At 54.4% G+C, this 11,999-nt stretch carries 3 protein-coding genes; all 3 read left to right on the forward strand.

The genetic code is table 11. The annotated features are described in order from the left end of the window. The first annotated feature begins 10 nt into the window (after positions 1-10). From NT073_RS29430 to NT073_RS29440, 3 genes are read left to right on the forward strand one after another with little or no spacing between them, the layout of a single operon-like run. The gene (locus NT073_RS29430) at positions 11-3,655 is read left to right on the forward strand and encodes a baseplate J/gp47 family protein (RefSeq protein WP_297381291.1); all 3,645 of its coding nucleotides are present in this window, start codon (positions 11-13) and stop codon (positions 3,653-3,655) included. Then, the gene (locus NT073_RS29435) at positions 3,637-7,476 is read left to right on the forward strand and encodes a hypothetical protein (protein ID WP_297381294.1); all 3,840 of its coding nucleotides are present in this window, start codon (positions 3,637-3,639) and stop codon (positions 7,474-7,476) included. Before NT073_RS29430 ends, NT073_RS29435 begins: the two co-directional genes overlap by 19 nt. A 35-nt stretch (positions 7,477-7,511) precedes the next feature. Next, positions 7,512-11,999, forward strand: coding sequence for a hypothetical protein (locus NT073_RS29440; RefSeq protein ID WP_297381297.1), 4,488 nt, complete (start codon positions 7,512-7,514; stop codon positions 11,997-11,999).

Below are 11,999 nucleotides of genomic sequence, written 5' to 3' on the forward strand. Positions count from 1 at the left end.
CATAACCTGTATGGACTGTACCCAGAACATCGACCCGTTAAAACTCGTCCGCGAAGGAACCAGCCGGAAACAGCGCAACAGCCCCGCGCTCGACCCTACCTACGCGCCGGTGAACGAGCGCCCCCCCGCGCACGGAATGGTGTTCGCCCAGGCCTATGCCCAATACCTTAACTACTACAACAGCAACAACGAAATTACCGACAATTGGCAGCCGTTCTTTTCGAAAGACATTTCCGTTCAATTGGCCGTTGCTGCCGTGCAGGACGTGGAGGCTTACAAAATCCGCATTAAAGAAACGCTTGCCTTTTTGAACGACCGTGCCAATCAGGCAAACGTAGCCGGGCTGAAAAACCACCTCGGTTACCTGTTCAGCTACCTGGGTACGCTGGCGCGGCAACTGGACACTCTGGGTAAAACCCTCCCCGCCGGTACGCCACTCAAAACCACGCTGCAAAATCTGATCAAAAATCAGCTGGCACCCGGCTTCGGGCGGTTGATTGCCTATTACAAACCGAACCTGAAAGCGGGGTCGACGGAAGAGCTGGATCCAGCCAAAAACCTCATTGCCGAAGTCAAGCCCGATTTTATCCTGCTGGGAGGCCCAATGCTGGCCTTCAGCACGATCTTCAAGACCGGGCTATCGGCCGACTGGATCACGGACGGGTCTGCCGACTGGAAAACCTACCGGAATGCCATTCCGACCCAAAAATCGGTTTACGGCACGGGAGCCAGCGTCTTCGAGAAAGCTAATCATCTGGCTACCCACGCCCTCTTTACGTCCATTTTCGATCAGTTTCTGAAAGCGTACGCCAGGGTAGTGGCCGATGCCAAAACGGCTCTCGATGCGTCGCTCACCAGCCAGGACAGCCACGATCCGCATTACGCCTTGTTTTTGGCCTTTCTGCGTTTACAGGAGTACGTTAGGCATGAGACAAATACGCTCACCGCCCGCCATCTCGATTTCTACTACCGCGACATTCTCCGGCTGCGCGAACGACCTGCCGAACCTGCTCATGCTCACATTCTACTGGAGCTGGCCAGGCATGTCGATTCGTATCTGCTGAAGGAAGGTGAATTGCTCAAAGCCGGAAAGGATGCGTTAAGTAAAGACGTCTTTTTTGCCAATGACCAGGCGTTTGTGGCCAATGCCGCCCGTGTAGCCGACCTCAAAACCGTGTACCGCCATAACAAACAAGCCGTTACCGGCGAGGGTACCAATGCAGCCAAGCAGGAGGGTCGACTATATGCCGCGCCGATGGCCAACTCAAAAAATGGACTGGGGGCCAAACTTACGTCGGCGGATGGCTCGTGGCATCCGTTTTTCAACAAAACCTACGAAGACGGCAAGCTCATCAGCATTGACATGCCCAAAGCCGAGGTGGGGTTTGCGGTGGCATCTCATTACCTGTATCTGACGGAAGGGTACCGACGCATCACCCTGACCGTTCAGCTAACCCAACCCATTACCACCGATTCGACCGTTATAGTCTATCTGACTACGGAAAAAGGCTGGCACTCCATTAAAACGAAGTTTACCACATCGAATTCAGCGACAGCCAGCCTGTTGATCGCGCTGGAAGCAGACGCACCCGCCATTTTGCCGTATGTCGCCAACCTACACGGGGGCGATTTCCAGACCGGGCACCCTGTCCTGAAAGTGGTGCTCGACCACGCTGCTAATCAGTTATATGAATACAAAAAGCTGGAAGCAGCACAGGTTGAGAGTTGCACGATCTCGGTCTCTGTCGGGCTCGATGGCAACGGCAACATGGACCCGCTTATACCGGGCCTGAAATCACCGGCGGTCAGCACCGATTTTGGCCCGGTCGACATCTCCAAGCCGTTTCAGCCGTTTGGACCAAACCCGAAGGCAGGCTCGGCATTTAGCATCGGCAGCAAAGAGATCTTCCAGAAAGCCAATGCCATTGTCAAACTTAGTTTTACCTGGCGGGGAACGTTTAAGGCCACCCCTTTTTTATCGGCGGCTTACCTCAGTAAAGCCGTCTGGAGCACCTTAACCAGTTCGATCTACGTCAACAGCAGCGCGAATACCCTGACGATTCCACCCGCCGACGCGGCCCCGGTCGACTATGGCCCGAACGATTTTCTGACAACCTCGTCGGTATCGGGTTTCCTGAAAATTTCGGCTAACGGCGATTTTGGCCACGCAACCTGGCAAACGGAGCTGGTTGATTACTTGAATAAACTTATCGCAAAAACGCCGGTTCCTTTACCCACCGTGCCGGAGATCCCCGAAATTACGGCTATCAATCTGGGGTACTCGGCCACATCGCCACCCATTCCGCTGAATTCGACCAGTTCGAAAGACGCGGCCGGTGCTAAATTCTACCACCTGTCGCCTTTCGGTATGGCCGAGCGGCACCCGCAACTAAAGGGTAGCGGGGTTACGACCCTACTACCTCAATTCAGCCATGCCGAAGGGGGCGTTAGCCAGCCGCACGAAGCCGAGTTCTACATCGGCATCAGCGGTCTGCTACCACCCCGGAGCCTGTCGATGCTGATTCAGGTGGCCGACGGTACGGCGGACCCAAACTCGGTAAAAACCAAACTCCACTGGAGTTACCTGCACGATAACAACTGGGTAGACGTCACGAACGAATCCCTCAGCGATTCCACCAACGACTTTACCCGCTCGGGCATCGTCACGCTGTCCATCCCCGCCAACGCGACCGCCACCCATACCATTATGCCCACCGGCCTGCACTGGATTCGGGTAGCGGTGGTCGCTGCCAGTGAGGGAGCCTGTCGCCTGCTGGCGGTGGCAGCTCAGGCCGCACGCGTTACATTTGTCGACCGCGCGAACGACCCGGCGTTTCCGGCCACGGTGCTCCCCGCCGGTACGATCAACAAACTCGACCAGCCCGATTCGGCCGTCAAAAAAGTCGAACAGCCTTTTGAAACGTTTGGCGGGCGCGGGAAAGAAACGTCCGAATCCTTTTATAACCGCATCAGCGAACGGCTGCGGCACAAAGATCGGGGCATCGCGCTCTGGGATTACGAGCGGCTGGTGCTGGAAGCCTTCCCGCAGATTTACAAAGTAAAGTGCCTGAACCACACGCATTATGAGCCGGGCATTTACAAAGAGCTGGCTCCCGGTCACGTTACCCTCGTCGCCATTCCAAATCAGCAATTTCAGAACCAGCGCGACCCGCTCAAGCCGTACACCAGCCTGGGGCTGCTGACCGAGATCGACGCTTTTTTAAAAAACCGGCTTTCGTGTTTTGTTAAGCTGCACGTCAAAAACCCACAGTTCGAAGGCGTCCGGGTCAAGTTTCGGGTACGGTTCTTTGACGGCTACGACGAAACATTCTACATCGGCCGCTTACAGGAAACCATCACCCGCTTTCTGTCGCCCTGGGCGTTTGCCGGGGGCGAAGGGCCTTCGTTCGGTGGCAAAATCTACAAATCGGTACTGATCAATTTCGTGGAAGAACAGCCCTATGTCGATTATGTTACTGATTTTCAACTTTTCCACGACATAAACGGCGTACCGGGAACGGAAGATAAGCAGGAGGTAGAAGGGTCGATAGCTATCTCCATTCTGGTCTCTGTAGCGGCCAAACTCCATACCATTTCTGCCATCAAACCGACGGAGGAAGCGACTTCCGCTGAACAATGTCCCTGCGAAGCATGATTCAGAAACTCGCTCCCATCCCTAAACAGCCCGTGCTGAAAGCCGCCGAAGACTTCTACCGTCTCCGCCGGGAAGGGATTGGCTTTATCGAGCAGATGGGAAGCCACCTCTGGACGGATTACAACATCCACGATCCCGGTATCACCATTCTCGAAGCCCTTTGCTACGCTTTCACCGACCTGGCCTACCGCATTGGCTGGGACATAAAAGACCTGCTGGCGCCTGCTCCCCCGGCGCTGAAACCCCCGAAGCCCCTACTGCCCTACCGGGATCAGGCTTTCTTTACGGCGCGTGATATTCTGACCGTCAACCCCGTTACACCCGACGATTTCCGCCGTCTGCTGATCGACCTCGACCGGGTTCGGAATGCGTGGATTTTCGGCAAAGAGTGCGCCTGCGAACTGCATTATTACGCCTGGTGCGAGGCCGGTCAGCTGATGCTTTCGTACAAAAAACCAACCAATCCGCTGCTGAAACCCATAAAAGTGGACCCCAGGGGATTGTACGAAGTGCTGCTCGAACTGGAAGCCGACCCCGAACTGGGCGACCTCAACGACCGCAAACTTGAAACCACGCAGGTGGTGTTCGATGCCGATAATAAACCGGTTTCTCTCAAACTCGAACTACGTTTTCCGGAACTGGCACTAGCCGACCAATCGGACTATGCCCGCTTTACGGCGTTCAACAGCCAGACGAACGAGTTTGTCAGGAAGATCACCAAGGTCAGGGTGCTCAAAATTTCGCGCACCAAACCCGAAACCGCCTTTATCACAACGGCCCTGCTTCAGCGGTACTGGCGCGATGTCTTTTACGTCTCGTTCGAAATTACGTTCGATACCGGTTCCCCGCTCGTTATTACCAATGCGGCCCTTCGGCCTTACGGCGGCACGGACACTAAAGGTCGGACCATTGTAAAAAAAGAGCCGGGTGACCCCGATGTGGCCGATCAATTTGAGGTAACCAAAATTCTTGAGGAAGCTTCCGTTTTAGGAACCATCCAGCGGTATCGGCAGAAACTGCGAAAAGCTGCCGATACCGTAACAGCCGCCAAAGCAACTCTCCACAACTACCGTAATCTGGATGAAGATTACTGCCGGATCAAGGTAGTCGATGTGGAAGATGTAGCCGTTTGCGCCGACGTAGAAGTGACCCCCGATGCCGATATTGAGCGTATCCAGGCCCAAATCTGGTTCGAGATTGACCGCTATTTCAACCCACCAATTCCCTTTTACAGCTTACAGGAACTCCTCGACGCCGGGCAGCCGGTAGAGACTATTTTCAACGGACCCGCCCTGCAAAATGGGTTTATCAAGGCCGATGAGTTACAGGCGGCTAGTCTGAAAACCGTGCTCCGTACGTCGGATATCATTAACCGGCTGATGGACATTGAGGGCGTTATTGCCGTCAATGAACTCCTGCTATCCAAGTACGATGCCGAAGGAACTATCATAAAAGGAGCTGCGGACCCTGTTCAAACCAATGCAGGCCTGGTCTTTGATCCCAACCAGTTCAGCGCCAAATGGCAGCTCTGGGTGAGTCCCCTGCATCAGCCCCGACTGTATTATAACCAGTCACAGTTTCTGTTCTATAAAAACGGACTGCCCTTCCGGCCCCGCATGGACGAAGCGCTGGACACACTTACCGAGCTTCGGGGAGAGGCCGAACGCCCGAAAATCAACCCCACGCTGGCTACGACTAGTAATGATCTAACTGCCCCGGTGGGCAAATTCCGCAATCCGGAAGACTACCTTCCGGTTCAGTACAGCTTCCCGCTGACGTACGGCATTGGTGCGGAAGGGCTGCCCTCGACGGCCTCGCCCCAGCGCCGGGCGCAGGCTAAACAATTGAAAGCCTACCTGATGGTTTTTGAACAACTGCTGGGCAATACGCTGTCACAGGTGGCCCATGCCGGGGAGTTGTTTTCGCTTCGATCAACCATCGACAAAACATATTTTAGCCGGCTGTTCGAGAAGACAGCTATTGAGGGGTACAAAGACATCGTCAGCGCGGATTTGACAGCCGATGTGTTACAGAAATTGGTCGAGTCGGAGCCCGAATTTGAAGAGCGTCGCAACCGGTTTCTGGATCACCTGCTGGCTCGGTTTGGCGAGCAGTTCAGTGAGTACGCACTTATGCTCACCACGCTGGAAGGGCAACACGTAGCCCAGAAGCGCCTGATCGACGATAAAATCTCGTTCCTGAAAGCCTACCCGACCATCAGCCACGACCGCGGGAAGGCGTTCAATTACCAGAAAATCCAGAATGACCCGGCCAACGCGTCGGGGTTGAAACGCCGGATCAGCCTGTTCCTTGGCTACCCTAACTTAACGTTCTCGATCAACCTCAGCACGTTGGCTCCCTACACGGTTACCAGCTATACACTGGCGGATACACCTTACAAAACGGACGCGACGGACGAAGCCGCAACGGTCTGGCTCAGCGGAAAATTGACTGTCGGCGTGAGCGAGGCCGACGAAGAAACCGCCCGCTTCAAGGCATTTGAGGAGATTGGGGAGATCCTGGAGCAGATGATCCAGCCCGATTCCTACGAGATTGTAGCCGAGCAGGGGAAATTCCGACTCAACGTCAGGGCTGATAATGGCGATCTGCTCGGTACGCACCCTACCTTGTTTAATACCGAAGTCGACGCGCAGGGCATTGTCAACGAATTTCTGAGCTGGAGCAGCAACGAACGGGCACTGGTCGTTGAGCATTTACTGCTGCGGCCCAAGTTTCCGGGCGATGCGCTATACCCCGCCTGCGCCGATGGCGACTGCGGCACCTGTGGCGACGAAGACCCCTACTCCTTCCGATTGACCTACGTGATGCCCGGCTGGACGGCGCCCTTCAGCGAAAACCTCGACATGCGCCGGTTCGCCAACCGCACCATTCAGCAGGAAATTCCCGCTCACCTGCTCGGTAAAATATGCTGGGTGAGCAACGATGGGTTTATCGAAAACCCCTGCGACCCGGTGGTTACCCAACTGGCGGAGTTATTTGAAGAAAAAGGCAAAACCAATGCCGATGTGCGCCCAAATCCGGACGAAGCCTGTGCCTGCGCGCTGGCGGTTTACACCAAATTCAGTCTGGCGTTCAAGAATTGGTACGCTGACAAAATCCTGACGTATTTCCACCCCGACGCCCTGCAAACGGCACTGGACGCGGAGTTTTCGGCCCGGCTAAAGCCCGCCGATATTTCCTGTACCACCGTGTTTGACGCTACCCTGTGGGCTAGTGTGCAGTCCATTATGGTGAGCCATTTTGTGCAAATTGCCTTGTCGGGTTTACAGTTCGAACGCTTCGAAGACGCCTGGCAAGCGTGGCTACTGGCCAATGCCGCCATCGACTGGACGGAGCAGCAGTTGCAGGAACGGGTGGAAGGTATCCTAAGCACGAACATCGAAAAAATCCTGGTTCCGCTGGCTGATCAAAAAGCGAAACTGTGCCAGTGCGCCACGGCCATTCTGACCACCTACGGCATGAATTTCTACAGCTGGATGGAAACCAACGTCAAAGCGGGCGTCGATGTCAAAGCTCTTGATTTTAGCAAGTTCGACCCCGACAAACCCGATCCGCTGACGCCCTGCCCCGGTTTTATCTTTTCAGCCGATACGCTGAAAACAGTAAAAACCTTCCTGTCCGAACGTTACGCGACCTATGTGAATGTCTCGTATCGGCTCCGGGTGGTGGTGAACCTGCTCAGCAAACTCAGGAATACATATCCGGGGGCTACCCTCCACGACTGCGACGATGGCAGTGACCAGAACCCCGTTCGGCTGGGGAGCACCGCCCTCGGCAATTACCCCACCAAAAAGCAATAACCTGTTTCTCTAAATGGCTATAACCGCTATTTGCTATGCAAGCGACTCAAGAAAAATATCCGGTATTTGAAGCGAATCAGGTACTTACCAACGAACACCTGAATCAGCTCTTTATCTATTTAGACGAGCAGGAACGACTCACGCGGGCTAACCTGATTGGCATTGGTATCGTGTGCGGGTTCGACCTTAGCTACGATGAGGTGTCGAAAACCATCCGTCTGTCGAAGGGCTGCGGCATTACCTCGGAGGGGTACCTGATGGTGCAGCAGCAGGATACAGAGCTTGTCTCGTACCGCAAAGTAACCGAGGATCTGGCCTATCCGCTGTTCAAAAACACCAACCCCGTCGACCTCGACCCGGCCCTCAACACCCAGTACGATCTGTGGGAGCTGTTCCCGAAAGACGAGCCCAATGTAGAACCGCTGGAATCGCCCGCCAATTTCCTGAAAGACAAGGCGCTGGTGCTTTTCCTGGAGCTAAAAAACACCAAACTGCGCAATTGCGGCCCAATTAACTGCGACGACAAGGGAGCCGAAGTCAACATCAGCGTACGGCCAATGCTCATTCAGCAGAAGTATCTGATCAAGCTTATTGCAAAGGAGAATCAGCTGAACACCACCGTAACGGCTACCGAGCTGGAAACGGCGTTGCTCGCCCGCCTGAATCTGCCCGACCTGCGGTTGCCCCGGTACGATGTGCCCAACACTAGTCCGGCTACATCACAGGATGTACTGACTGCGTTTCAGGCCATTTTCAAAACGGATAAAGTTGTCACTACTTTCAGCAAGGCACTCGCTGCCGCCTATACGGCCTTCAAGCCGGTGTTGCAGACTATTCCGGACCCATCCGTGGGTTTCAACGCTAAATTCAGCTTTTTAGAGCAGGTACCGGCCAACACGGGGCAAGTGCGCTTCCTGCAATACTATTACGACTTCTTCGACGACCTGATTCGCGGGTACGATGAATTCTGCCTGAAAGGGCTGGAACTCATGTGTGCCTGCTGCCCACCGGAGGGCCTGTTTCCCCGGCATCTGATGGTCGGGCTGTTCTATCCGGCGGCCAATGCGGGCGTTTATCGGCATGGGTTCAAACCCTCGTCGGCGGTGAGCGGCTGCGAAGAACGGGAGGAGGAATTGCGGCTGCTGTTCCGGCGGCTGGCGACCATGATCGAGCGGTTCACCCCTACCCCGCCTTTGCCGGTCCTATCCACCAGTTCGGCTACTGATACCCAGATTCGAATTACCCCCAGCAAACTGTCGGATGCCCCGCTGTCGGAGAAAGCCATTCCGTATTATTACCAGCAAACGGGCACTACGCCCCTGTTCCAGCTCTGGAACCCGGAAAAAACCCGCCGAAACCGGGCCAATCAGAACCTGAGCTACCGCGCTTCGGAATACGTGCCGGTGGCCCCGTCCTTTGTGACCAACCCGCTACGGTACGATCTGGAACCCTATAATTTCCTGCGGATCGAAGGGCATCTGGGCAAAAGTTACCAGTCTGTGCTAACCACGTTGCTGGCCTTGAAAGCGCAATACCGGCTTCCCATCGACGTGATTGCCCTGCGGACGGGGGCTTTCGACGAGACCATGCCCGTTGATCTGACCAAAGAAAAAGCCCGTTTTCAGGATCTGGAAGCCGTTTATGATGCCTTCCGGGAGGAGCTGCTGTCATCACTGGCCGAAGGTGCCCGTACCTTTTACGAGCAGCCGATAAACGGCAAAGATCCCGGCGGAAAGCCCCAGTTACCCCTGCTCAAAAAATACGCGCCTAATTACAGTTGCAAAACAGGTTCGCTGGGGGCGTGGTACGAGAAATACCTGGCGCAGCTGCAAGCCATCCCCTATATTGATGTCGATCAGAACAACATCAATGCCGGTACCATCCTGACGGTGTATTGCGGCCTTTTTATCGGTACGTCTGCCCTGGAAGCTCAATACCAGCCACGCGTTGTATCGATCTATTACCTGTCTAAACTGGCCGAGATTCTGCCCGCGAGTTTAGACCAGCTTAAGTTTGCCGACTTTCAGAACAAATACCAGGACTTGATCGAGCTGGCCCGTTACTTCCGTAACCTGGAAGTCAGCGATGTTCCCAAAAATCTGGAGCAGTTCCTGCCCAAAGAAGACCTGATCGACCAGTTCGACCAGATTCTGTTCACCTGCAAACTCGAACCCATCCGCTCGCTCATCGACGAGTACAAACAGCGGCTGAAAGAGCTGAAACAAAAACAGTTTTTAAGTAATTTTTTACAGAACAACCCCGGCATTCAGCACAAAGCCGGGGTACCGCTGGGCGGAACGTTCATCCTCGTCTACCACGACGACCCCGAACCCGTGATCAGTACGGCTCCGGTAGTGATGGAAGTTTTCCCGCCTGTGTTTACCAATACGTTTCTCAATGTTCAGGAAACGCCCACCTTCGGCGTTCAGGGAACGGCGACATTTAGCCAGGAAGCGAATGAACCGCTGGCCCAGGCGTACAAACGCATCAGTAAGAACCAGGCCTTGACGGATAATGAAGATGTCCGCTTTCTGATGGGTATGCTGTTCGGCATCATCCCGCCCCAATCCACCGGTATTGTGGTAGGTCAGGAAGATCCGGATAAAAAGATTATCGACCAGGCCGTTAACGAACTGGTCGATGGAACGGTTATTGCCGATTTCTACCTGCCTTACCTTTTCAGCGGGGGGGGCACACCGGTGCAGTTTGTGCTTCCCAAAGTAAAGCCTTCGTTTACCTACACCGTAGGTTGTACCAAAGCCAATGACCGGGCGGAGGTTTTGCTGAAACCACAGGGTGGCGTGCCTCCTTATAGCGTCAAGGTTGATGATGAAGGCTACAAACCGCTCGACGGGGTCCTGTTGCTGTCAGTTGGTTCGCGGAAAATCAGCATTCAGGATGCCGAAACGACCGAATCGGAACCGCAGACGATCAAAATCGAAAAGCAGCTCGTTCTCGACGAGCCGACCTATACCTGCCTTGCCGGCGGCAATACCTATACGGCTACGCTGACCATAAAAGGCGGAAAAGCACCGTACAAAGCCGTAAAAGGCACAATCACCAACACCAACCAGTACACCAGCGAGGTGCTGCCCGGCGATGTGGAGACGACGATCAAAATCACGGACAGCCAGGGTTGCGAGGCTACAAGAGTGCTTCTGAAATCCTGCCTGCCGCCAGTCGCCTTTACGGTTGACATTGGCTGTACGACGCTCACCACGACGCCCACCAATAACGTAGCCGTAGCTGTAGCCCCCGTGACGATTAATCCAACGGGGGGCAAAAAGCCGTATCGGGTGCAAATCGACCAGGGGGCTGCCGTGGACGTCAAGAATCCGACCTTGCTGCCCCCTGGCCCACACACGTTGCTCGTTACCGATTCGGTTGGCGAAGCGGCTCCCCCGCAAACGATCAACGTCCCGGCCTTGCTGACCCTGTCTGTGAGCGAAACCGACTACCGTTGCGAGGATGGGAAATACCGGGCCTTTGTGCGTGTTGCCGGTGGCACACCACCTTACTTTTACAAACGAGCTACCGACGAGCTGAAATTTAACGAAACCGTATTCTTTACTGATCCGATCCCAAGTGGTCAGGAAGCCACCGTCGTGGTCAGGGATTCCAACAAATGTGCCTCGGCCAAGCTGATTATAAACCACACGTGCTGTGATTTGCCATGCGATGGGCAATCCCGTCGCGGAACGTACCGGCTGTGGATACAACCGCCCGGCGATTCCACCAGGTATAACGCCTACAATCAGGAAACCCCGATCAAGCTCCGGTTCAACGGCAAGGATTTCGCCTTACCTAAAACGCTGGACCTGCTGAATCTATCGGCCGATGCGCTGAATTCCAAATTTCAGGAAACCCTGGGGGAGGTCATCAAAAACCTGAACACGATTATCGATGATACACTCACAAAAGAGCTTGGCCAATCGGGAAGCAAACGGCTCATGCTAACGTATATGCCAACAGCCGACGATCCGTTCGGAGTACTGATGATCGAGTATTTCGTGTGCGATCGGTTTACGCTTGATTTTAGCTACTCAACCGACATTTCTGAACAGAGATATAGCCTGAACGTTCGCTATACCAACGAAGTAGATCTGGCAAGTGCCCCCTTCGAAGGGGTGATTCTGTTCAATCAGAAAACTCAGAAAAGCGCGCAGATACCCGCTTTCAACTACGTACAACGCAACCAATGCCTTAGAACCAACTTTACCCCCGAATGCAGCGGTCCCAAACCCGTTCTTGAATCCCAAACGGTTGGAAGGCTCACGACAATTCCTCCTGTTATCCTGACTATTAATGTTCCCTCGTTTAATGCCACGTTTGAAGGCAAAGTTGCCAATATGGATCGTAGTGAGATTTTAGGCTGGATTTGGGATTTACCCCTGGCAGAGGAACCCGTCTACGTAGGCCAGAAAGTCATGGACATACCACTGAGAAGCAACAAGTTACCCGTTCGCCTGACCGCCATAACGACCAAAGGCTGTTTCAACATTCTCGATAGCCGAATCAAATAA

This window comes from Spirosoma sp., from assembly GCF_026391055.1.
Lineage (GTDB): Bacteria > Bacteroidota > Bacteroidia > Cytophagales > Spirosomataceae > Spirosoma.

What these genes read in the sequence shown, in the direction of transcription:
- NT073_RS29430 (WP_297381291.1), top strand. Translation starts at nt 11, where the DNA reads ATGGACTGTACCCAGAACATCGACCCGTTAAAACTCGTCCGCGAAGGA.
- NT073_RS29435 (WP_297381294.1), top strand. Translation starts at nt 3,637, where the DNA reads ATGTCCCTGCGAAGCATGATTCAGAAACTCGCTCCCATCCCTAAACAG.
- NT073_RS29440 (WP_297381297.1), top strand. Translation starts at nt 7,512, where the DNA reads ATGCAAGCGACTCAAGAAAAATATCCGGTATTTGAAGCGAATCAGGTA.